Raw genomic sequence first — 23163 nt, forward strand, 5'->3', positions numbered from 1 at the left:
AACATGTAAGACCCCTTGAAGACGACGAGGTAGATAGGTTGGAGGTGGAAGTGCAGCAATGCATGGAGCTGACCAATACTAATCGGTCGAGGGCTTATCCAAAAATGCTACAACGCAGATTCATTTCGGATTCAGTTTTCAGGAATTAAATTCCTGAAAGATTTTAAGCTGCATGTCCTTTCTGAGGATTGATATTTTACGGGAGTGATCTCATAGATGTCAACGCAGCGCAAAAATCATGTTTGGTGGCGATAGCGGAGGGGTTCCACACGTACCCATCCCGAACACGACCGTTAAGCCCTCCAGCGCCGATGGTACTTGGACCGAAGGGTCCTGGGAGAGTAGGACGTTGCCAAGCACTTAAGACCACTGTTGATTCCTCGACAGTGGTCTTTTTGTATATTCTGGGATGTCGCCGAAATTCTCTCTATGTCCACTGTAGACGGACTTTAGTCCAAGAATTCGCTTACCGGAGGGCGGATTGCCTAATCCCTTCACAGGGCGGTGTAATATTCTTGACAGGCCAAATGCCCTTTGCTAAGATAGCTCTAATATATTTTTGGACAAGCCTCTCAAACCTTAACAGAAGACACGATTATGTATAACTCCCAGGTCTCTACCGCTGTCTATCGGGTATGGACTTGACGCAGGAGTTTCTTTATTCATAAGTTGGCGGGCGGGTAGAGAAAAAAGAATTTAGAGGAGGAATGACCCAGGTGTGGGAAGATAAGTTTGGTAAAGAGGGATTCACTTTCGATGATGTGCTGCTGGTTCCGCGTAAATCCGAGGTATTACCTAAGGAAGTGGATCTAACCACTGTACTCAGCAAGAATGTGAAGCTGAATATCCCTTTGATGAGTGCAGGTATGGACACAGTCACAGAAGCTGCTATGGCGATTGCTATTGCCCGTGAGGGCGGGATCGGCATTATTCATAAGAATATGTCCGTGGAGCAGCAGGCAGAAGAGGTGGACCGTGTGAAGCGCTCCGAGAGCGGGGTTATTACCAATCCATTCTCACTTACGCCAGACCACTGGGTATCCGATGCTGAAGTTCTGATGGGCAAATACCGTATTTCCGGTGTGCCGATCGTAGATGAAGCGGGCAAGCTTGTCGGTATTCTGACGAACCGCGACCTGCGTTTCATCCATGATTTTAATATTCAGATCAAAGAAGTGATGACTCATGAGAATCTCGTTACAGCTGCTGTAGGAACCACTCTTCAGGAGGCGAAGGGCATTCTGCAGCGCCACAAGATTGAGAAGCTGCCACTGGTAGACGAGCATAATATACTCAAAGGTCTCATTACTATTAAAGATATTGAGAAAGCTATCCAGTTCCCTAACGGTGCCAAGGATTCCCATGGACGTCTGCTGGTTGGAGCGGCAATCGGGATCTCCAAGGACACATTTGAACGGACAGAAGCATTGGTAAAATCCGGTGTAGACCTGATTACTGTGGATTCTGCACATGGTCATCATATCAATATTATCGATGCAGTGCGTAAGCTGCGCGAGACTTATCCTGATCTAACGATTGTTGCTGGTAATGTGGCTACAGGCGAAGCTACCCGCGAATTGATTGAAGCAGGAGCCTCCGTAATCAAGGTGGGTATCGGCCCTGGATCTATCTGTACTACCCGCGTGATTGCCGGGATTGGCGTTCCGCAGGTTACCGCTATCTACGATTGTGCAACAGTAGCCCGTGAATACGGCATTCCGGTAATTGCAGACGGGGGAATTAAGTACTCCGGAGAGATTACCAAGGCCATTGCAGCTGGCGCTGCTGCAGTCATGATGGGAAGCCTGTTCGCCGGGACGGAAGAAAGCCCAGGGGAGTCGGAAATCTATCAGGGACGAAAATACAAGGTATATCGCGGCATGGGCAGCATGAGCGCCATGAAGCAGGGGAGTAAAGACCGTTATTTCCAGGATGATGATAAGAAGCTGGTTCCGGAAGGCATTGAGGGCCGTGTAGCCTTTAAAGGGCCATTGTCTGACACGGTTCACCAATTGATTGGCGGACTGCGCTCCGGTATGGGCTATTGCGGAACGAAGACATTAGAAGAGCTGCGCAATGATACCTCCTTCATCCGGATCACTGGAGCAGGCCTGCGTGAGAGTCATCCTCATGATGTACAGATCACCAAGGAAGCTCCGAACTATTCCCTATAAGCCGGGAAGAATCGCCATATTTTGTTGACAGGCAGGACTAAATTAGTCCTGCCTGTCTTTTTTTGCAGATACCCCTGTGTTAGAATAGAACAAGCACTGATTTGAGGATTAAAGGAGAGTTAATCATTGAAGTCCAAGCGAAAACTAAGCAGTAAGCAAATTGTGATTAAGACAGCGACAGTAGGTCTGCTTTTAAATATGTTAGCATTTCCTGCGGCTTCTGCGATGGCAGAGGCGGTAAATAAACCAGTAACCACAGAGGCCGGGACTAAAGCGCCAGTGAAGACTCCTGCCAAAACGGAAGTAGCCAAGATTCCAACCGTAGATTCACTAGGACTAAAGTTGAAATCCGCAGTATTGATAGAGCCGACTACGGGGGAAATCCTATTATCTTTGAATGCGGACGAGCCACTGCCTCCGGCAAGTATGACGAAGATGATGACGGAATATCTTGTGTCCGATGCAGTGAAGAACGGAAAGATCTCCTGGGATCAGAAGGTTGTTATTCAGGAGAATGCGTCGAAGCAGATCGGGTCGCGGATCTTCCTGGCTGAGCATGATGAACATACGGTAAAAGAACTCTACATAGCCATGGCCGTTGGTTCAGCCAATGATGCTACGGTAGCCTTGGCGGAGCTAGTCGCAGGTTCTGAGCAGGAATTCGTCACAATGATGAACGAAACCGCGAAGAAGATGGGAATGAAGACTGCTCATTTCATCAACTCCACAGGTCTTGACCGTGCAGATATGCCGAAGAAGTTCCGCCCAGAAGCCGAAGGCGAAACCGTAATGTCCGCCATGGATGCGGCTCTGCTCGCCAAGTTCATTGTAACCGACCACCCGGATTTCACAGAGTTCACAACGATTCAGTCTTATAAATTCCGTGAACGTGACTCGAAGCCGATGGTTAATTATAACTGGATGCTGGAAGCGAACAAGAATATCCCTAACTTCAAGGCCTACGCTTACCCGGGTCTTGACGGGTTGAAGACCGGTCATACCTCCAGCGCCGGCAACTGCTTCACAGGGACGGCGGTACGGGACGGTATGCGTTTGATCAGCGTCGTAATGGGGGCCAACTCGGAAGCACACCGCTTCACCGAAACGAAGAAGGTACTTGATTTCGGGTTCAACAACTTCGAGATTAAGCAGGTAGTCGCACCTAAGGCAGTGATTGAGGGAACTGAAACTGTGCCTGTGCTAAAGGGCAAGAATAAAGAGGTATCCGTAGTTACGGATTCTGGCGTTACGTTCATGGTTCCAAAGGGTACTGTATCGCCGCAGATCAAAACTACCGTGGTCACGAATGATCCGGCTACACTGGTCGCACCGATTGCTGGAGCCAGCAAGGTAGGTAAGGTCACGTATTCCTATAAGATCGAAGGAATGTCTCTGACGCAAGAGAAGACGGTTAATCTGATTACTGCCGAGGAAGCGGAGAAGGCGGGCTGGTTCAAGCTGCTGCTGAGAGCGATCGGAAGTTTTTTCGGTGATCTGTTCAAAGGAATTAAAAATCTGTTCTAGCCGAACAGAGATGCTGATCACCGCTTCATGACAAAATCCCAGTAAATAGGTTGTATATATTACGGCCTTACGGTAGAATTACATGCTAGATTAGGTTAGATCTAACGGGAGGCGTAGACATGGAAACAGGAACTTCGCGAGTCAAAAGAGGCATGGCAGAAATGCAAAAAGGCGGCGTCATTATGGACGTCATGAATGCAGAGCAGGCGAAAATTGCCGAGGCAGCGGGCGCAGTAGCCGTAATGGCCCTGGAGCGTGTACCTTCTGATATCCGCGCAGCGGGTGGTGTAGCACGTATGGCTGATCCTACTATTGTAGAAGAGGTTATCAAGGTAGTAAGTATCCCTGTAATGGCCAAAGCGCGGATCGGTCACTATGTGGAAGCCAAGGTTCTCGAATCTCTGGGTGTAGACTATCTCGATGAGAGTGAAGTGCTAACTCCCGCCGATGAAGTGTTCCATATCAACAAACGCGAATTCACGGTTCCTTTTGTATGCGGAGCCAAAGACCTTGGCGAAGCGCTGCGCCGGATTAGCGAAGGGGCCTCCATGATCCGTACCAAGGGTGAGCCGGGAACCGGCAACATCGTAGAAGCTGTCCGTCATATGCGCCACATCAACAGCCAGATTCGCAAGGTGACCGGCCTCTCGCTTGATGAGCTATATAATGAAGCCAAGACGCTGGGTGTTCCTTATGAGCTGCTGCTGGAGGTTCACGAGCTGGGCAAGCTGCCTGTCGTTAACTTCGCTGCCGGTGGTGTAGCTACGCCTGCTGATGCTGCGCTCATGATGCATCTGGGTGCGGACGGGGTGTTTGTCGGCTCCGGGATTTTCAAATCCGACAATCCTGAGAAATTCGCCCGCGCGATCGTCGAAGCGACAACCCACTTCACCGACTACAAGCTGATCGCTGAAGTGTCCAAGAATCTGGGCGCTCCGATGAAGGGGATTGATATCGCCACGTTGACCCCGGCTGAACGCATGTCGGAACGCGGCCGTTAATAGAGAGAAGGCTTCCGGATGAGAATTGGAGTGTTGGCGCTTCAAGGCGCCGTTACAGAGCATATTGTCAGTATTGAGAAGACCGGCGCACTGGGCCTGCCTATTAAGCGTATTGAGGAGCTTGACGGAGTAGAGGGTCTGATCATTCCCGGCGGCGAGAGTACGACGATTGGCAAATTGATGCGCAAATATGGCTTTATTGAAGCGATTCGTGAGTTTGCGGGTCAAGGCAAGCCTATTTTCGGCACATGCGCCGGTATGATTGTGCTGGCGAAGCGAATTGCAGGAGACGAAGCCGGTCATCTGGAGCTGATGGATATTACCGTGGCCAGGAATGCCTTTGGCCGCCAGCGGGAAAGCTTTGAATGTGACCTGGAGGTTAAGGGGATCGCTGAACCGGTGCGGGCGGTATTTATCCGCGCTCCGCTTATTGACGAGGTGGGGCCTGATGTCGAGGTGCTTACCCTCTATAAGGATGAGATTGTAACCGCTCGCCAGGGCAATTTGCTGGCCTGCTCTTTTCACCCGGAATTGACTGATGATTACAGGCTGCATCAATATTTTGCCGACATGGTAAAGGACAGTATTGCAGCCAATCTATAGAACTGCATATAAGGACATCTTGACTCTTTCAAAGCTGCAAACAAAACAGCATTTTGAAAGAGTTTGGGCTGTTTTCAGGAGGGAAACTTTGTGTTAGATGTTAAAGTATTGCGCAGCGATTATGCAAGAGTAGAAGAGGCACTGAATAAAAGAGGAAAGTCGCTGGATTTGATTGCCGGCTTCCCGGCGCTGGATCAGCGTCGCCGTGAGCTGCTTCAGGAAACGGAAGGGCTCAAGAACCGCCGGAACATCGTATCCGGAGATGTAGCCAAGAAGAAGAAGAACGGCGAACCGGCTGATGATCTGATCGCAGAAATGCGCACGGTATCTGACCGGATCAAAGAATTGGATGATGAGGTGCGTGAGCTTGAGGTCAAAATTGACGAGCTGACGATGAGCATCCCGAATATCCCGCATGAATCCGTGCCTGTGGGCACCTCCGAGGAAGACAATGTCGAGGTACGCCGCTGGTCGGAGCCAAGAGAGCTAGGATTCACTCCGAAATCCCACTGGGAGCTGGCGCAGCAGCTGGATATCATTGATTTTGAGGCAGCGGCGAAGGTTACAGGTTCCCGGTTTGCCTTCTATAAGGGACTGGGTGCTAGACTGGAGCGTGCCTTGATCAATTTCATGATGGACCTGCACAGTGGTGAGCATAACTATGAAGAGATGCTACCGCCTTACATTGTCAATAAGGACAGCCTGTATGGAACCGGACAGCTGCCGAAGTTCGAAGAGGATCTGTTCAAGCTGCGGGATACAGAATATTATCTTATTCCTACGGCGGAAGTGCCTGTTACGAACTATTACCGCGAAGAGATTCTGACGGCCGGTGATCTGCCGAAGTATCATGTAGCCTACAGCTCTTGCTTCCGTTCAGAAGCCGGATCTGCGGGACGCGACACCCGGGGGCTGATCCGTCAGCATCAGTTCAACAAGGTGGAGCTTGTGAAGCTTGCCAGCCCGGACACCTCTTATGAGGAGCTGGAGAAGATGACTGCCGACGCTGAACGCGTCCTGCAGCTTCTAGGGCTGCCGTACCGCGTCCTGCTGCTCTGTACGGCGGATATGGGCTTCACCTCTGCCAAGACGTATGACCTTGAGGTATGGCTGCCTGAGAGCGGCATGTACCGCGAGATTTCCTCATGCTCCAACACCGAGGACTTCCAGGCGCGCCGGGCCAATATCCGTTACCGCAAGGAACCCAAGGCGAAGCCGGAATTCGTGCATACGCTGAATGGCTCTGCGCTGGCTGTAGGACGTACCGTAGCAGCTATTCTGGAAAATTATCAGCAGGAGGACGGAAGTGTGCTGATTCCGGAATGCCTGCAGCCGTATATGCGTAATGTGAAGTCCATTTCTGCAAAAACAACTCAATAATAATAGTTGCATATTATTTGTGGGGCGTGGTATAATTCCTATTGCATGTGAAATTTTGATGCATTGGAGAGGTACCGAAGCGGTCATAACGGGGCGGTCTTGAAAACCGTTAGGGTGCAAGCCCACATGGGTTCGAATCCCATCCTCTCCGCCATTCCTTTACATTTAAATAAGTGTAGATAGAAGCCGTTCTCTTAGGAGGGCGGTTTTTTTGTTTGTTAAAGCCTCTTTTTCACAGAAGCTGTTCCAGCGGGAATAAAAAGCCGGCTTTCTCCGCAATGTATTAGAGAAGGAGGCTGATAATAAAGATGGACCGACAATTGCAAGTAGATCAGCAGAGTCTGGTGTCTGCCTGGCAGGAGCGTCTGCCGGAACTGATGGAGAAGGGCGACAGCTTCAGTGTACAGGGGGACGCGGCTAACCAGAACAGTCTGCTCATCCATTTCAATGCAGCGGGACGACAGGGGTATTCTCTGGATTTCCGCTGCACCTATGTGGATAGCCGCGAGGTAGCCGTAGATTTGCTTGACGCTGAACAGGCGGGAGTGCATGCGGATGAGCAGCTGGATGCTGTTCAGCTGTTGGCACAGCAGTATTCGAGACAGATTCATGAATGCGCCCAAGCCCTTCAGGGCTTAACTAATCCATAGGAGGCTAACCAAAGTGAGCAAACCCAAGAGCATGCCTGTACCCGGCGTACAGCAGGACAACCAGGGACCCCGTAAGGAGCATCATTCTTCAGGTCCTGCGCCGTTATCCGGGTCTAAAAAGGTGAAGCAGGCCAACCATGTGGACCATAATAATCCGCAGGGTTAAACACACTTTACAATGAAAATGAAGAGAAATGTTTCTCATAATTGCCAAATGGTTTATCATTAGGGAGGGGAAAGAAACTTTTTACATGGGAGAGGAGAAAAATAATGAACAAAAAATGGGGGTTATCCGCTGCTGCACTGCTGCTTACGGCTGCAGTAATTCTGCCGGGTTGTGCAAAGAAGGAGGAGCCGAAGGAGGCTTTGACTTCAGCCGCAGCCAAAGCTACAGCCATGAAATCTTACGAAATGAAGAGTAAGGTGGTCATTAACGATCTGACGATAGACACCGGTACTAATGAGGCTGACGCTTCGACGGGTCAGATTCTAAGCATGCTTAAGAATGCAGAGCTTACGATTGATGGAGTCTATCAGGCTGAGCCAATGCAGACAGAGCTTACAACGGTTCTGAATCTGAAGGGGGATATGGCTATGTCCTTCACGGTTCCAATGGTTATGTCCGGACAGAAGCTGTACGTCAAAGTCCCTTCGATTCCGTTCTTGCCGATTCCTGAGACGATTGTCAATAAATTCGTAGAGGTGGATCTGAAGAAGCTGGCCGAAGAGCAGGGAACGGAATTCAATCCTGCACAGATGGATGCACAGAAAGTGCAGAAGCTGTCGAATGAAGTGATGAATACACTGCTGGGCGAGTATGATGAAGCGAAATACTTCAACAATATCAAACCTAAGGATGCCGGCCTGCCTGAAGGCGTAGATGCCAAGCAGGTAGTTCAGTTCCAGGTAACCAATGATAATGTAAAAGAGGCGCTTACGATCCTCGTGAACAACGCATTGCCTAAGATCATGGATATTCTGAGTAAGGATGAATATAAAGATCTGCTGCAGGTTGACCCTGCTGATCTGGCCAAAGCCAAGGAAGAGCTGCAATCCAGCGAGGCACGTGCCGAGTTTGATAAGAGCCTGGCTGATCTGAATAAGTATCTTACCATTAACCAGTTCCACCTGAACACTGCGGTTAATAAAGATGACTATCCGGTATACCAGGATATGCTCATGGACATCAAGGTTAATGATCCTGAGAAGGGTGAGAACGTCACCTTATCCATGAATGCAAGCAACCAGTACAGCAAGATCAATGAGAAGCAGACCTTCAAGATTGGCATTCCGCAAGGCGATGATGTCATTACTCTGGAAGAGCTGCAGCAGCAATTCGGAGGCATGGGTACAAGTACTTATTAATACAATAATGCAGCACGCCAAAACCCCGTATGAGCGATTTCCGCTTATACGGGGTTTTGTTGCGAATATAAGGATTAAAGGGACTCTTGTCCCTCTGGGAGAAAATCCTCAGCCAGAATGGCGTAGGTGCGATGATCCTGCCATTCTCCGTTGATTCGGATAAAGCGGCGCGCCAGTCCTTCGGCTTGGAAGCCGTTCTTCTCCAGCACTCTGCGGGAGCCATTATTATGGGGCAGGATGGCAGCCTGTACCCGGTGAAGCCCAAGAGAGCGGAAGGCGTACCCGAGAATCAGGTGTACGGCTGCGCTGGTGTATCCCTTGCCCTGCATCTCATGATCAATGAAGTAGCCGATATCGGCAAATTGTCCGACGCCCCGTACCACATTGGAAATCGTAATCTGGCCGATCAGCTCGCCGCTGAGCAGATAGATCCCGAACATATACGCGCTGTCCTGCTGTGAATCCAGGATACGCTGATTAATCAGCTGCCGCTGGCTCTCCAGCGTGAAGTAATCTTCACTGCGCAGGGGCTCAAATTGCTGATGTGCGGTGCGGTTGCGCAGACGGAGGTTAAGCAGCTCTTCGGCGTCCGTAAGCTCCAGCAGCGAGAGATAGATCCCCTGTGCGGTGTTGTACAGCTTGTAAGACATCATGTATCCTCCTTTATGAGTAAAATAGTGTGACTTGGATGTTCAGAGCTTCGCCGGCCTCTGCCGCAGTCTTCGGAAGAAGGAGGTCAGCAGCTCGGCACATTCCTCTTGCAGTACGCCCTGAATAACCTCTGTGCGGTGATTAAAGCGTGATTCCTCCAGCAGGTTCATTAAGGTTCCTGCACAGCCGGCCTTGGGGTCTGGAGTCCCATATACGGTCAGCGGCACTCTGGACTGCACCATAGCCCCTGCACACATGGGACAGGGCTCCAGGGTAACATAGAGCTGGCAGTCGAGCAGACGCCAGGAGCCGAGGGCTGTACTGGCTTCCCGGATCGCCACCATCTCCGCGTGGGCTGTGGAATCGAGCGTCGTCTCGCGCAGATTATACCCGCGGCCTATAATATGGCCCCCCTGGACGACCACGGCCCCAATCGGTACTTCGCCCAAGGCCTCAGCCTTGCGGGCTTCTCCTATCGCTTCTGTCATCCAATGTTCATGAATGGCCCGCTCCGCCGCCGGCAGATCTTCAACCCTGATATTCAAATGCATCTTCCCTTCTTCTATGCCCTTTGTACAACGAACAAATATTCGTTCTTAACAAATTGTGGACAACTCTGTGGATAACGACCGACTTATGCACAAATTTGTACACATCGCCGTTTGGCAAATTGTTTATATGTGCATAACCTGTGGATGGTTTCATACTTATTGTAGAGAAACTGTCTGGATAATTCAATATCTGCCAGCGCCCGGCTGCTGGGAAAGGTCTTTTCAAATGGAAGGGCAAAAGGTATGATAATTATGAATGCCCGCTAGGATTTACCAGCGGATAAGAGGTGAACAATACGCTTGTCCATTAAAACGAAATTATCAGCGATCATTTTTGGCTCGGTGCTCTTAATCTTGATGCTTAATCTTACGCTCAATCTTTATGCTGCCCGGAATAATCTGCGTAATGAAAGTGTAAGCAACATGAAGATCACTGCGAAGCAGGTTGCCGTATCGGTAGAGCAGAGCGGCTACAGCTCGAATTACGTGCAGGATAAAATTGCCCAGAACCTGCGGTTGACCGCCATTCTGGCGTCCTATGAGCTGGACCCGGACATCAGGAATATTAATAATGAACAATTGAAGGCGCTATCCACCAAGCTGGGTGTGTCAAATATCTCGCTGCTGGTCAAGACTGCGGATGATATCATCGTAGCCAGATCATCAGATCCTTCGGAGATTGGGCTTTCGACCAGGGGGATGGGTTTTTGGTATGTGGCTTTCCTGGAGCTGTTTGCAGGCCAGCAGGTATCTGTCGATCAGGGGCAGTCCCTGCAGCATTTCTGGTCCGGGCCGTTTGAATACTCAACCTCCAATCCGGAGTATATTGATAAGTGGGGTTATTATTATGACGGGACCCGCAATTATATCATAGATCCTTTTGTCCGGAGTACAGCAGTAAGCGATTATGTCAAAATTATGAGCCCCGATGAGATCATCAGGGAATCCAAAGCTGTTAATCCCGGAATTCTGGAGATCACAGGAATCAATCCGAAGACATTCGGAGCCACAAGTATGCTGCCAGACGGCGTAGATCCCAAGAATACCAAGCTGCGGAACCGTCCTATCCAATACGGCACTTATACATACGGAAATGTTGCAGAGGATAAGGCGGCCATCCGCGAAGCGTTGAACAAGGGTGAGCCGGTCACGCTGGATACGAAGGTAATGGGTAAAAGAGTGCTCAAAAGCTTCATTCCGATTGAGCGGCCGGAAGCGGCGGATTATGTGATCAGTGTGGTCATGGACTATCAGGCCATCTCTTCGGTCATCCGGGAGCAGCTGTTCAATAATATCACCACCTCGGTGCTGCTGCTTATTATCTTTCTCTTGGCCAGCTATGTCTTGGCCGGTGTAGTTACACGCCCGATTCAGGATATACTGGCTAAGGTCAATGATGTGGCCAAGGGCAAGTTCGAGCCCCCGCTTACTGTATCCAGCCGTGATGAGCTTGGACAGCTGGCCCAGCGCATCAATGCGATGACCTCACACCTGCTGCAGCACACGAACCGGCTGGGGCAGACCCTAGAGGAGAACCGTGCGGTGAAGGAGCATCTGGAGTCGGTAATTAACGGCACTTCGGATGCCATTCATACGGTGGATATGGAGGGGCGGATTATCAGTACGAACAGGGCCTTCGAGGACCTCTATGGATGGGGAGCTGAGGATGCCCTGGTCAAGCCGCCTTATCTGGTTCCGGCCACCGTGCAGCAGCAGGAGAGTATACGATTGCAGCAGCTTAAGGACGGGGCGTCACTGCCGCCTGTTGAGACCGTCAGGCTGAAGCGTGACGGCTCCCTGGTGGAGGTCAGCGTCAGCAGCTCGGTTATCCGGGATGAGGAAGGGCAGCCGCAGTCGGTTGTACATGTGTCCCGTGACATGACGGAGCGCAACCGGATCGAGGAGCTGCTAAGACGCTCAGAGAAGCTGACTACCGTCGGCCAGCTTGCCGCAGGGGTTGCCCATGAGATCCGCAATCCCTTGACCACCCTGCGGGGATTCCTGCAGCTGCAGCAGGAGAAGAAGGTTCTCGTTCCGCTGCATATCGATCTGATGCTCTCGGAGCTGGACCGGATCAATATGATTGTCAGTGAGTTCCTGATTCTGGCCAAGCCGCAGGCTGTTCATTTCCAGCAGAGGGATCTGCGGCATATTGTCGGCGATGTCATCTCCCTGCTGGATAGCCAGGCCCACCTGTTCGGCATAGAGTTCACAACACATTTCCTGGGGGTACCCGCTATGGTGCACTGTGAAGAGAATCAGCTGAAGCAGGTATTTATCAATGTGATCAAAAATGCGATTGAAGCGATGCCGGACGGGGGAACAATTACCCTGGAGCACCATCAACAGGATGATTCTGTGGTTATTGTGATCACGGATGAGGGCGGCGGCGTTCCTGAGGAGATGCTGCCCAAGCTGGGTGAGCCATTCTTTACGAACAAAGAGTCCGGAACCGGGCTGGGCCTGATGGTCAGCCAGCGGATCATTCAGGCACACAAGGGCAGCCTGGAGATAAGAAGCGAGTATGGCCGGGGGGCACAGGTAATCATTAAGCTGCCTGAAGCGAAGGAGCCTGCCCCACCGGCCGGGATGAATATAGAACGGAGTGAAGACGAACATGAGAATCAATAAATTCATCAGCGAGACAGGATATTGTTCACGCCGTGAAGCAGACAAGCTGGTCGAGGCGGGGAGGGTCACCATCAACGGTGAGCCTGCTGCTCTGGGCAGCCAAGCCGAAGCCGGGGATATAGTGCTGATTGACGGCCAGCCGCTTGAGACGGGCAGCAGGATCGTTTATATCGCACTTCATAAGCCGGTGGGCATTACTTCTACCACAGAAGCGCATATTCAAGGCAATATTGTCGATTTCATAGGACACGAGGAGCGGATTTTCCCTATTGGCCGGCTTGATAAGGATTCAGAGGGATTGATTCTGCTGACGAACGACGGGGATATTGTTAATAAAATATTACGAGCGGAAGGCAAGCATGAGAAGGAATATGTGGTTACTGTAGATAGACCCGTTACGCCTTCTTTTCTGACAGGCATGTCTACCGGGGTAAGAATTCTGGGCAGCAAGACACTTCCCTGTGAGATTACGCGGATCAGTGAGCGGGTATTCCGTATGGTACTGACCGAGGGCAAGAACCGGCAAATCCGCCGCATGTGCAGTGCCTTCGGTTATGAAGTGCGGCGGCTGCAGCGCATCCGCGTAATGAATATCCGCCTTGGCGCGATGAAGACCGGAGAATGGCGGGAGCTGTCCCGGGAGGAGAAGCAAGAGCTGGGGGCTATGCTGAATTATCAGCTGCACTAAGACTATGCATGACCATACCCATAAAAAAGAGCTGCTTCGAACGGCCCCCACCGGGGTCTATCGGAGCAGCTCTTATTGGTTTCTATTCAGGGAGCTGTTACATTAGTTACATCCGTGGTCTCTGTAGCAGCATCCTTATATTTACGAAGGATAGATACTTCTACCCGGCGGTTCTTGGCCCGCCCGGCAGCAGTAGCATTCGTAGCGATGGGGTGGTATTCGCCAGAGCCGGTCGGGCTGAACTTCGTCGGGTCCAGGTTGGGATTCAACAGCAGAATCTTCATGAACTCAAGGGCGCGATCTACGCTAAGATCCCAGTTCGAGGAGTACATGCTGTTGGAGATCGGAACATTATCGGTATGCCCCTGCACCAGTACTTCATAATCCGGAAATTGCTGCAGCATGCTTGAGATCGACTTGGCCAGCTGGCGGGATTCATCCTTCACCATAGCCTGGCCCGAAGCGAACAGGGCATTGTCACTAATCGTGATCATCAGCTGGGACTGATTCAGCTTCGTGCTAAGCAGATCGGTCATGCCGTTGTTCTTGATGTACTGGTCGAACTGCTTCTTCAGCTTCTCCAGATCCTCCTGCTCCTTGGCCCGGAGCTTGGACAGATCGGATGTTCCGGTGTTCTTGGCGATCACATTGTTCATTTTATCCTGTTTGCCTTGGTCAAGCTGGGTGCTGGTCGGGGAATCCGACCTGTACTCCAGGACACCGCCGCCGCCGCTGAGGGCTGAATTGAAGGCTTCAGCCATTTGTTGAAATTTTACGGCGTCCGTAGCGCTCATGGCGTACATAACAAGGAACAGAGCAACCAACAGGGTCATCAGATCGGAATAGGGAAGCAGCCAGGATTCATCGGCATGCTCTTCGTGTTCCTCATGCCTAGTCTTTTTGCTCACTGGAAGCCCCCTCCTTCTCGCTCAGCTTGGCACGCTCGGTCGGAGTCAGGAAGACAGACAGCTTTTGGTTAATGGCAATGGTAGACACCCCGGACTGAATGGAGAGCAGACCCTCCACCATCATCAGGCGGACTTCAATCTCGCGTTTGGATATCCGCTTCAGCTTGTTGGCCATAGGATGCCACATAACATAACCGGTGAATATCCCGAGCAGGGTCGCAATGAACGCTCCGGCAATTGCGTGGGCCAGGATGTCCATGTTGCTCATATCACCCAAGGCGGCGATCAGCCCGATAACAGCCCCGAGTACCCCTAGTGTAGGTGCGTACATTCCGGCCTGGGAGAAAATCAAGGCCCCGGCTTTATGTCTGTCTTCAGTAGCATGTATATCTTCCATTAATACATCACGGACGAACTCCTGATCGTTGCCGTCAATAATCATCCGCATGCCGTTTCTCAGGAAGTTATCTTCAATTTCATCGACATTGGACTCCAACGCCAGCAGCCCTTCGCGGCGGGTGATGGATGCCCATTCCATGAACATTGTAATCAGTTCAGGCTTGCCGACCATCTTTTTCTTCACAAATAGGATCTTTAACAGCTTAGGGAAATTCTTGACTTCCGACATCGGAAAGGCCATGAAGATAGAGGCAGCCGTGCCAAGAAAAATAATGACATAGGCAGCAGGGTTGTTCAAGCTTGCAAGTGGAGCATGCTTGAGTATCATCCCCCAGATTACTGCGATCAGACCAAAAACCAGGCCTAGAATTGTTGAAATTTCCATTTATGCACCTCGTCCATGAGAATTAAGAAGTGATCGACTAACCGCGTAATTCGTCCTTGAACCGCGGGAGAACACTCTGTTCGTAACCAAATCACGTATATTCTTCTTTATCGACATCATTCCCTTTTTTGTGAAGTGATTTTTTCGGCTATAATAGATAAGGTAGGTTATTATTCATCAGCGAAGAAAACGGAGTGATTGATGTGGGAGTTAAGCATGGCAGGGATTATAGTGAAATTCTTGTTGAACTGACAGGAGCCGTTGGACGGATTGCAGACGGGTACATTTTTTTTGAGATGGAGTCTGAAGAGTGGGCGAATCTGCCGGAGGAATCGAAGCAGGAGGTCTGGGAGGCGCTTGCGGAGGACCTGTTCTACGCACTGGGCAATGAACCGGTCATTCAGGTGGGCAGCGGAGTTGTAATGTACGATAAAGAAACACACCGCATTAATATTTTACTGGGCGATGAGGATCTGGCTTCGGTGGTTCTTGTATAAGCAGGCGGAATTGTGGCAGCGGGTTTGTTCCGGGCTTCCGGCCATGTTAAAATTGGAAGTGGAGTACTAATTGCCGGGATGTCAGAATACACTTAATCAAAAAATCTTTGGCCTGGCACATCCCTTGGACTTTTAGAAGCTGAGGGATGTTTTATTTAACTTAGCAAGGGAGGAAACGAATTGCAATTAACTGAGGAAGAACTGCAGGAGCAGATCAGCAAGCTTGAGGGCTGGAAGCTGGAGAGGGATAGGCTGGTACGCAAATATATGTTCAATGAATATATGAAGGGAATTGCTTTTGTGGATGAGGTGGCTGCCATTTCGGAGGCCTTTGACCATCACCCGCATATCACCATTGATTACAAGACCGTTGTGCTGCGGATGGCTGCAGATGTAGAGAAGCTCGATCTCCGCCAGGCTCGTGAATTTAATGAGGCGTTTGAGAAGAACCGCTAGAGGACAAGGCCCTTATGAAGACGACAGGAATACCTGATCAATAGAAATGCCCGTGCAAGGATTATTCGATATCCTTGTCACGGGCATTATGCATAGGAATGAAGAGCGTGGTGAGTACAGGTTGCGGATTATTTCTTCTCGGCCAGCCATAAGGCTACATTCGCAATCTCTTCAGGGGCCAGCCTGTCTTTGAAGGAAGGCATCTGGCCGCGTCCCTTGGTGACTATGCTGTAGATCTGCGGCGCGTCATGCGATGCACCCTCCTGTTGCAGGCTAGGTCCTGCACCGCCCTGAAGCTGGTCACCGTGGCAGGAGATACAGTTGGCCTTCACTGTCGCCTCTGCGCTCGCAGCATCAAGCACAACCTCCGGCATGGTCGGTTTGTTCTGTTCTGCCACCTGGGATTTGCCGGGCAAGGTAAACATTAAGATTACTGCAAAGGCACAGGCGGCAAAAAACAAACCGCTCATGATCCATTTCTGCATCTGCATCCGTCCCTCCATGTAAGCTGCTGTCTCCATTATAGCGGATGGTGAAGTGTTATCATAGTATTTGTGTCAAAAAAATGAACACATATGATCCATTTTTTTGAAAATACCTCCGTCCCCGGTGTTATTCCTCATAGACCATGCAGTAAAAAGGCTTATTGCCGGTCGGAGTGCGGCGTTCATAGGTATCCGTTATGGTGAAACCGCATTTCTGGTAGGCGCGGATGGCGCGCTGATTCCAGGTCAGCACCTCCAGATCGATCTCGCGCTCCGGGTAACGGGCCCGTGCTGCCTGCACAATAGCCTTCATGAACAGATGCCCCATTCCATGACCGCACAGATCGGGCCGCATTCCGACACCAAGCCGGACTACCCCCTCCATCGGAAAGAGCTGGGCGAAGCCGCACAGATCCCCCTGTCCGTTCACTACAGATACATATTGCCTACTTCGCAGCTGCGGGTCTCCGAACTCTACGCCCAGCGCCTGCATCTGCTCCCAGGACATCCACCCGTAAATATTATACGGAGGTTTGTAGCTCCACTCACAGATCTCAGCGGCATGCTGCGGTTCCATAGGTACAACATAAAAGGTTAGCGGGGAGCTAATCATAAGCGGGCGGCCTCCTTTCCGGGACAATGCTTTTTACTATATTATATATATTTTATGAAAAGGCGGAATGGGTGTTTTACAAATATAGAGCAGGGTAAGTAATTTTATAGACAAAAAAAGCCCTTCTCCAAGATTTCGGCAAAAATCTCGGAAAAGAGCGTAGGTTACAAAGGTTTATTGTACATCGTCGTTGTCTTGGGAATCCGAAGCTACAGTCTTGTAGGCATCTGTACTCATGATCCGTTTGGCGCCAACGTAGCGGTTGACGTAATAGCTGTCATTCAGCGAACTGATGGTTACACCACGTGAGGAAGAGGCATGAGCGAAATCGCCGTCACCGACATAAATACCGACATGGGACACGCCTTTACCGTTTGTATTAAAGAATACAAGATCGCCTGGTCTCATCTCGTCGCGGGACACGGCAGAACCCATCTGATACTGGGAGCCGGATTGATGGGGCAGGTTAATGCCGATCTTATCAAAAACAAACATTGTAAATCCGGAGCAATCAAACCCGTTAGTCGATGTACCGCCGGACACGTATTTGGTTCCGATGGTTTTGTCGATCACTTTATCCATTTTGGAATCCGCGAAAGCGCTTCCTGCTCCGATGGTGAAGATAATGGACAAGCTTAGTACTGCGGCTGCTAGCTTCTTCTTCAAAAGTAAGTACCCCTTCCAATGCCTACGAGGTTAGCTTAAGGGTTCGGTTGAAGGTCCCCTATGACCCCTCTTAGAATAGGAGGTCAATTCACCCAAAGTGGTTCCCCCGTTTCCCTAAACTCATTAGGGAACTCGGCATAACTGTTGATTAGGATTAGCTGTTCATTCAATACATGACAAAACCTATATTAAAAGCGATTCAATAATTACAAAAATGTTACTAAAAGCTCACTGCGATAATTGTAGCAAAGACTAAGTCGCTTGGCAATCACTTATAACATATTAATGCATCTTTTTTGCTGTTTTTTAGAGTTATAGACCTTCCGAAAGACTCATATCTATGCGCCGGGGCTATTTTATATGATTTTTTTCTTTGTTTTTGCAGGAAAATGCTGTTTCAAGGCTGCGGATTCGGTGTAAAAGGTAGAATAAGGAAAAGGAAAAACCCGGAAATGATTACGGCAATAATCATCCCGGGCTCGTATAAGTTACATTTAGTTGTTAGAGGCAGAAATATTCGGGGTATGCTTCAAGGGTTCTAAGGTTCAATCGTAAGCGACAGCTTGGTAGGCTGTTGTGCTCATTACTCGTTTGGCACCAACGTAGCGGTTGGCCCAGTAGGACTGGCTCATCGAACTGATGGTTACACCACGTGAACTCGAGGACTGTGCAAACTTCCCGTTTCCAACATAAATACCGACATGGGATACTCCATTGCCCAGGGTATTGAAGAACACGAGATCACCTGAACGCAAATTGCTCTTGGATACAGTGGTTCCTACTTTGTATTGTGCTTTGGAGGTACGGGGCAAGGTAAGCCCAACATTCTTGAATACGTACTTGGTGAATCCGGAACAATCGAAGCCGTTGGTGTTAGTGCCCCCGGTTTTATATGACGTTCCAATGGTTTTTGAAATCACAGTATCCATCTTGGAATCTGCGAAGGCACTGCCTGCTCCGAGTGTGAATACCATCACAAGACCCAGCGCTGCTGCGGTGCATTTTTTCTTGAAGTTCTGAATAATCAAAAGATGTACTCCTTCCAGGGCCTGCGAGGTTAGCTTAAGGATTCGGTAGAAGGTTCCCCTATGACCCCTCTAAAGCGAGATCAATTCACCCAAAATATGGTTCCCCCACTTCCCGGTGCAGGGAATTCGGCGTTATGTGCACCAGAACAGTGACTTATCGGCAATTAGTTAATTTTCATTGGTTACGGTAAATTCTGTTTGAAAGATTACAACTTTGTTACTAGTAGTACAGGCATCATTGTATCAGAGGTTTTACCGTTTTGCAAATGCTTTTGTCCTTCGCTTCAAGAAAAAAAGAGTCCTGCTCCCTGCTTTGAGGGGCTGTGACTCTTTTTAGTATGCCGTTTTGACAGCTTATTATTGTGGAAATGATTTACTGGACCAGAGGTGGTACTGGGCAGCGATTCCCCACATATTGAACAGCGTGGAGGGCAGCGGAGCTGCCTGGCGGAGCATAAGGGCCGGCAGCCCCGGGTACAGCAGCGCAGAAGCACTGCAGAGGAGGAGCACCGCTAGGCTTCCCGCCCCCAGTATGATGGATATCCCAATGGAAGGCAGCAGCACCTTCAGGCAGATCAGCATCGAAGAGAACATGCCGGTACCGGCGGTATAGCCGAATTGCATATAGAGCAGAAGCTTGCGGACAAGGAAGAGATAGAGCAGCCAGCCCAGCACATAAGGCACCAGCTTCAGCAGGAGCGGGACATCGAGAACACCGCTGAGCAGATGACGGTACATACGCGGAAGCAGCCAGTAGAGCGGCAGGAGGGTTAGCGCCCATTCTGCGAGACTGAACAGCAGTACAGGCAGCCCATACTTTTTCATTCCGGGAAAAAAGAACAGTCCCCGCGCCCCGGCGCGTTCCTGGTGAAGCTCATGCAGCAGCCCTGCGCGGATAAAGGGGGTCAGCAGCAGCCGGAGCACCGTCAGCGCCAGCAGCAGCCACAGCCAGTGCTGGACGGCGGGGTCGGTGCGCAGGGCAGTCTGCCCTTCGATATAATACAGCAGTCTGCCTATCCCGCTGCCGCCGGCATTCGCATCCGGATAGCGCAGCAGGACGGGAACAACCGCGCTTTTAATAAATTTGTACAGGAAATATCCCCAGAACAGCCGGTAGATAAATAGCAGAATCAATATATAGAACTGCTCTTTCATGCTGATCCAACCGCGGGTTATTGAACTTTTCACCATTCCTTCACCTCACCAGACAAGAGTTCCGAGCAGGGTTTCAAGCAGAGTAGATGCGCTAAGCGTCCAGCGGGAGAGTGTGCGCGGCTCAAGCTCCGCCATTCTGAAATTATTAAGATGCCTGCTCTCCAGCAGAATGGAATGTCCCGGATCGATCTCTGCGGAGACCAGCGGCGCTTTATACGCTAACTCAAAGGAGGTAGCCTGACCCTCGCCGTTCCAGTATTGCTGCACGGTGTACCCGTCTGCGAAGGTGAATTTCACGGGAACATCAGGGTACAGGCTGCCCTTATTGCTTACATCGACTACAGCGTTATAGCGGCTCCCCCCGCCGTCGCTGCCATCTCGATTGACCGTGAGCCTGATATCATCAACTGCGAAATCGGGTGCACCCCCACCGTAGACATACCGCTCAAAATAAGTCTGCCAGGATTGCTTGGTCACTTTCTCCACAACCTTCTGGAAGTCGGCAGTGGACGGATGCTTGAAGCGGTATTTGCGGGCATAGGCGTCGAGGATGGCGTCCATATTCTTGGTTCCTGCTATTCGCTCGATATCCTTCAGCACCAGCTTGCCCCGGATATACACATTGCGCGTGTAGGCATCATCGCCGCTGTATTTCCAGGTCTCCAGCTTAAGCGGCTGTGAGGAGGAGACCAGGCTGGACTGCAGCGGGAGGCTTGAGGCAACGCCGTATTCCTGTTCCATCAGCCGGTCTTCAGCATACGAGGTGAAGCTCTCATCGAGCCAGGCTTCTTCGAATTCATTGCTGGCCACCAGACCGTAGAAATATTGGTGCCCGATCTCGTGGATGATTGTGCGCTCAAGGGAAGTGTCCGGTGAAGTGTCCGTGGCGCCGAAGGCGGTAATTAGCGTCGGATACTCCATTCCCCCGGCTCCATTGCCTGACTCCGGCGGGACAACAATGGATAAGGTGGAGTACGGGTAAGGGCCGTACCATTTGCTGAATGCCGTCAGGGCAGCCTCAGCGGCCTGGAAATAGCGCTCCTGGAGATGTTTGTGCAGCGGGTCCAGATAGAGCTTAATCTTCACCCCGGGCACCTGCGGCGCGGAGAAGGCCTTCTCGGCAACCACGAACTCAGGCGATGCCGCCCAGGCGAAGTCGTGGACGTCATCTGCATAGAACTGATAGATCTTACGTCCTTTTACAACCTTGGCGTCCCTCACTGGAAACCCGGTTGCGGCGACCTTATACTCGGGGGGGACAGAAATCGATACATTGTAGATCCCAAAATCACTGTAGAACTCGGAGTTGCCGTGGTATTGATGCAGGTTCCAGCCTTCTTCCTTGAGTCCTCTTCTGCCGGCAGGCTCATAGACGCTAAGCTTCGGAAACCACTGTCCGGCCATCACGAAGTCGTCAGCGGTTCCCATCCGGGCGAAAATTTTGGGCAGCTTGACCTCGAATTTAAGCCTTACCGTAATGCTCTCACCGCCGTTCACCGGCTGCGGCAGATGGACCTTGAGCAGTGTTCTGTCATTGATATTGCCGTCGTCCGGTTGCACATATTGAGTGCGCTGCATCAGCGAAACGCCCTCGGAGGTCCGCAAATCTGTCAGCGTAATGCTCCCGTAACCTCCTGCAGGCATGGTGTCACCGCGAAGCGTACCGCCAGACTCTTTCATGAAGGTGGTGTTGGCCGATGCGAATGCATTGGGATACAGATGAAAGTAGAGCTCCTGGACCGGCTTTGCGCCGGGATGGGTCCAGGTCAGCGTCTCGGAGGCGACCAGTGTCTCCTTATCGGGCAGGAGCTCCACATCCATGTGATATTCAACCACGCGCTGACTTAAAGCCTCTGTCTCCGATGTGTAGATCATATCTGAAAGATCGGACTGCACGGGCTGCTGCCGGGGGATAATGGCGGGGGACTTGGCCTCTTTTGGAACAGAGGCAGTCCATGCGGCAGGGCTATGCCCTGACAGAAACCATATTCCGCCTCCAAGCAAGGTGAGGACAGCCAGGACTGCGAAGATGAGGGTATACCTTAATGAATGTGGCTTCATACTATGATTCCTCCCGTGACAAGCATCTACGGGATGTATATGTTTGCAATCGCCGCATTATTAGCTAAAATTAAATAATTAGTGAATGGAAAGGATGTGCACATGTGGATAACGTACAACCGGAGGGCAAAAAACAAATTGCCTTGAATATTGTGAACGCCAGAGCCAAACATAAAGGCTTCGGTGCAGGCTCGATTGATCTGAACAATGTATCGCCTGTCATTATTGACCAGGGGATCGCCGTTATCGATATCGGTGCCATGCATGCCAAGAGCAAAGTGGAGAAGGGAATCAAATTCTCCATGAACCGTGAGGATGTTCCGGCGGGAAGACAGGTATGGGTCGTATGGGTGGCTGTTGACCGTACCCCGGAGGGGCAGTTCTACGGCGGGATTACCGCCTGTGAGATGTGGATTGATACCGAAGCGCGCCGCGGCTGGAAGATTCTCGCGGATCATGTCAATAAGCTGGATGCGGCCTTGAAGCGGAAGCTTATGCTGGAGGGACTTGGAAGTGCCGAGCGGGCAGCGCTGAAATCGCTGCTGATAGCCCACAATGAAGAGTGGTGGGCCGCCTCGCCTGAAGAGCTGAAGGCCGCGTTGTCGGAATAATACTTTGTATTTGAACAAGGGGTACGTTTATATTTCAAAAAATTAAGGTGCTGTCCCAAAAGCCATGAAATGGCTGCTTGGGACGGCCCTTTGTTTTGGAGTAAGATCAACGTGAACACTTGGGTGGACGCTGCGCGAACGGACCGTTGTTCCAATCGCTGTGCTCTCCAGATTTTTTTCATTCCCCTTAGCGGTGAAAATCCGGAGACCAAGGCGACCGCTATCGCTTTTACACAATCGTTCCGTTCTCTCCGCTGTTTAAGCGGAAAATGGACGACAATATTTATAAAAACGCAAAAAAAGAAACCTCTCTTTTGTTAAAATGGAGTTACCACACAACCATTTCAAAGGAGAGGTTTCTTTGTACATTCAATATACCATGGACCAACTTTGCTTGCCAATGGATCTGGAGGAAGATATCCCGGAAAATCACCTCGTTCGCGTCGTGAATGCCGCCGTCAATCGGCTGGACAACGCCATTTTTGACGCGGCCTATCCCGGCGGCGGCCGTGACAGCTACCATCCTAAAATGCTCACCAAAGTCATCATCTACGCTTACACTCAGCGAATCTATTCATCTCGCCAAATCGCCAAAGCGGTCCGGGAGAACATTCCCTTCATGTGGCTGGCCGGACGGCAGCGACCCGACTTCCGCACGCTGAATCGCTTCCGTTCCCAGCG

The 23163-nt window shown here is 50.8% G+C and carries 24 protein-coding genes, 1 tRNA gene, 2 rRNA genes and 2 riboswitches; of the genes, 17 read left to right on the forward strand and 10 right to left on the reverse strand.

Annotation, left to right across the window (positions count from 1 at the left end; translation table 11 throughout):
• The 11 genes from ACFSX3_RS00225 to ACFSX3_RS00275 all read left to right on the forward strand — a co-directional run.
• Positions 1-102: ribosomal RNA gene (locus ACFSX3_RS00225) — 23S ribosomal RNA — on the forward strand; the annotation flags it as partial.
• Positions 103-241: 139 nt separating this feature from the next.
• Positions 242-358: ribosomal RNA gene (gene rrf / locus ACFSX3_RS00230) — 5S ribosomal RNA — on the forward strand.
• Between the two features lie 358 nt (positions 359-716).
• On the forward strand, positions 717-2174 hold the full coding sequence (gene guaB, locus ACFSX3_RS00235) for an IMP dehydrogenase (RefSeq protein WP_209994818.1): 1458 nt from the start codon (positions 717-719) through the stop codon (positions 2172-2174).
• A gap of 126 nt (positions 2175-2300) precedes the next feature.
• Positions 2301-3698 carry a D-alanyl-D-alanine carboxypeptidase family protein gene (locus ACFSX3_RS00240; RefSeq protein WP_379254199.1) on the forward strand — a complete coding sequence of 466 codons (1398 nt, stop codon included), beginning with the start codon at positions 2301-2303 and terminating at the stop codon, positions 3696-3698.
• Positions 3699-3817: 119 nt separating this feature from the next.
• Entirely contained in the window at positions 3818-4699 is an 882-nt protein-coding gene (gene pdxS, locus ACFSX3_RS00245) for a pyridoxal 5'-phosphate synthase lyase subunit PdxS (RefSeq protein ID WP_209994802.1), read from the forward strand.
• 18 nt (positions 4700-4717) lie between these two features.
• Positions 4718-5302 carry a pyridoxal 5'-phosphate synthase glutaminase subunit PdxT gene (pdxT, locus tag ACFSX3_RS00250; protein ID WP_209994803.1) on the forward strand — a complete coding sequence of 195 codons (585 nt, stop codon included), beginning with the start codon at positions 4718-4720 and terminating at the stop codon, positions 5300-5302.
• 90 nt (positions 5303-5392) lie between these two features.
• Positions 5393-6682 carry a serine--tRNA ligase gene (serS, locus tag ACFSX3_RS00255; RefSeq protein WP_209994804.1) on the forward strand — a complete coding sequence of 430 codons (1290 nt, stop codon included), beginning with the start codon at positions 5393-5395 and terminating at the stop codon, positions 6680-6682.
• A 65-nt stretch (positions 6683-6747) separates the two neighbouring features.
• Positions 6748-6836, forward strand: a tRNA-Ser gene (locus ACFSX3_RS00260).
• A 154-nt stretch (positions 6837-6990) separates the two neighbouring features.
• The gene (locus ACFSX3_RS00265; protein WP_209994805.1) at positions 6991-7332 is read left to right on the forward strand and encodes a hypothetical protein; all 342 of its coding nucleotides are present in this window, start codon (positions 6991-6993) and stop codon (positions 7330-7332) included.
• A gap of 13 nt (positions 7333-7345) precedes the next feature.
• Positions 7346-7498, forward strand: a complete 153-nt coding sequence (locus tag ACFSX3_RS00270; RefSeq protein ID WP_036698929.1) for a small acid-soluble spore protein P — start codon at positions 7346-7348, stop codon at positions 7496-7498.
• A 104-nt stretch (positions 7499-7602) separates the two neighbouring features.
• A complete protein-coding gene (locus tag ACFSX3_RS00275; protein ID WP_173141060.1) occupies positions 7603-8697 on the forward strand; it encodes a DUF6612 family protein in 1095 nt (364 codons plus the stop codon).
• Positions 8698-8771: 74 nt separating this feature from the next.
• Here the strand turns inward: ACFSX3_RS00275 and ACFSX3_RS00280 are convergent, their stop codons facing one another.
• Together ACFSX3_RS00280 and tadA are read right to left on the reverse strand one after the other, a co-directional pair.
• Positions 8772-9347, reverse strand: coding sequence for a GNAT family N-acetyltransferase (locus tag ACFSX3_RS00280; protein ID WP_209994820.1), 576 nt, complete (start codon positions 9345-9347; stop codon positions 8772-8774).
• A 42-nt stretch (positions 9348-9389) separates the two neighbouring features.
• Complete coding sequence (tadA, locus tag ACFSX3_RS00285; RefSeq protein WP_379254194.1) at positions 9390-9893, reverse strand: tRNA adenosine(34) deaminase TadA; 504 nt, start codon at positions 9891-9893, stop codon at positions 9390-9392.
• Between the two features lie 429 nt (positions 9894-10322).
• On the opposite strand from tadA, the gene ACFSX3_RS00290 reads away from it, so the two are divergent.
• Positions 10323-12530 carry an ATP-binding protein gene (locus tag ACFSX3_RS00290; protein ID WP_379312480.1) on the forward strand — a complete coding sequence of 736 codons (2208 nt, stop codon included), beginning with the start codon at positions 10323-10325 and terminating at the stop codon, positions 12528-12530.
• Positions 12517-13218 (forward strand): pseudouridine synthase, encoded by a 702-nt coding sequence (locus ACFSX3_RS00295; RefSeq protein WP_209994808.1) that lies wholly within the window; start codon positions 12517-12519, stop codon positions 13216-13218. Before ACFSX3_RS00290 ends, ACFSX3_RS00295 begins: the two co-directional genes overlap by 14 nt.
• An 86-nt stretch (positions 13219-13304) precedes the next feature.
• Here the strand turns inward: ACFSX3_RS00295 and motB are convergent, their stop codons facing one another.
• Together motB and motA are read right to left on the reverse strand one after the other, a co-directional pair.
• A complete protein-coding gene (gene motB, locus ACFSX3_RS00300; protein WP_209994809.1) occupies positions 13305-14126 on the reverse strand; it encodes a flagellar motor protein MotB in 822 nt (273 codons plus the stop codon).
• A complete protein-coding gene (motA, locus tag ACFSX3_RS00305; RefSeq protein WP_209994810.1) occupies positions 14110-14910 on the reverse strand; it encodes a flagellar motor stator protein MotA in 801 nt (266 codons plus the stop codon). Before motA ends, motB begins: the two co-directional genes overlap by 17 nt.
• A 203-nt stretch (positions 14911-15113) precedes the next feature.
• Here motA and ACFSX3_RS00310 point away from each other — a divergent pair, with 203 nt between their 5' ends.
• Both ACFSX3_RS00310 and ACFSX3_RS00315 read left to right on the forward strand, forming a co-directional pair.
• Positions 15114-15407, forward strand: a complete 294-nt coding sequence (locus ACFSX3_RS00310; RefSeq protein WP_209994811.1) for a hypothetical protein — start codon at positions 15114-15116, stop codon at positions 15405-15407.
• 180 nt (positions 15408-15587) lie between these two features.
• Positions 15588-15863, forward strand: a complete 276-nt coding sequence (locus ACFSX3_RS00315; RefSeq protein ID WP_209994812.1) for a 4a-hydroxytetrahydrobiopterin dehydratase — start codon at positions 15588-15590, stop codon at positions 15861-15863.
• Between the two features lie 128 nt (positions 15864-15991).
• Here ACFSX3_RS00315 and ACFSX3_RS00320 read toward each other — a convergent pair whose 3' ends face one another.
• The 6 genes from ACFSX3_RS00320 to ACFSX3_RS00345 form a co-directional block, all read right to left on the reverse strand.
• Positions 15992-16348 carry a c-type cytochrome gene (locus ACFSX3_RS00320; protein ID WP_209994821.1) on the reverse strand — a complete coding sequence of 119 codons (357 nt, stop codon included), beginning with the start codon at positions 16346-16348 and terminating at the stop codon, positions 15992-15994.
• Between the two features lie 127 nt (positions 16349-16475).
• Positions 16476-16961 carry a GNAT family N-acetyltransferase gene (locus ACFSX3_RS00325; RefSeq protein ID WP_209994813.1) on the reverse strand — a complete coding sequence of 162 codons (486 nt, stop codon included), beginning with the start codon at positions 16959-16961 and terminating at the stop codon, positions 16476-16478.
• 174 nt (positions 16962-17135) lie between these two features.
• Positions 17136-17627, reverse strand: a complete 492-nt coding sequence (locus ACFSX3_RS00330) for a C40 family peptidase (RefSeq protein ID WP_209994814.1) — start codon at positions 17625-17627, stop codon at positions 17136-17138.
• Positions 17628-17631: 4 nt separating this feature from the next.
• Positions 17632-17775: riboswitch (cyclic di-AMP (ydaO/yuaA leader) on the reverse strand.
• A gap of 397 nt (positions 17776-18172) precedes the next feature.
• Positions 18173-18601: a C40 family peptidase gene (locus tag ACFSX3_RS00335; RefSeq protein WP_209994822.1), complete on the reverse strand. Its 429-nt coding sequence runs from the start codon at positions 18599-18601 to the stop codon at positions 18173-18175.
• A gap of 57 nt (positions 18602-18658) precedes the next feature.
• Positions 18659-18797: riboswitch (cyclic di-AMP (ydaO/yuaA leader) on the reverse strand.
• A 215-nt stretch (positions 18798-19012) separates the two neighbouring features.
• Complete coding sequence (locus tag ACFSX3_RS00340; protein WP_379312483.1) at positions 19013-19846, reverse strand: hypothetical protein; 834 nt, start codon at positions 19844-19846, stop codon at positions 19013-19015.
• 9 nt (positions 19847-19855) lie between these two features.
• On the reverse strand, positions 19856-21871 hold the full coding sequence (locus ACFSX3_RS00345; protein WP_209994816.1) for a M1 family aminopeptidase: 2016 nt from the start codon (positions 21869-21871) through the stop codon (positions 19856-19858).
• 104 nt (positions 21872-21975) lie between these two features.
• On the opposite strand from ACFSX3_RS00345, the gene ACFSX3_RS00350 reads away from it, so the two are divergent.
• Together ACFSX3_RS00350 and ACFSX3_RS00355 are read left to right on the forward strand one after the other, a co-directional pair.
• Entirely contained in the window at positions 21976-22482 is a 507-nt protein-coding gene (locus ACFSX3_RS00350) for a YwhD family protein (protein WP_209994817.1), read from the forward strand.
• A gap of 361 nt (positions 22483-22843) precedes the next feature.
• A partial coding sequence (locus tag ACFSX3_RS00355; protein ID WP_379312485.1) for a transposase occupies positions 22844-23163 on the forward strand: 320 nt, incomplete at its 3' end.

It is taken from the genome of Paenibacillus rhizoplanae, from assembly GCF_042684125.1.
Lineage (GTDB): Bacteria > Bacillota > Bacilli > Paenibacillales > Paenibacillaceae > Paenibacillus_AQ > Paenibacillus_AQ rhizoplanae.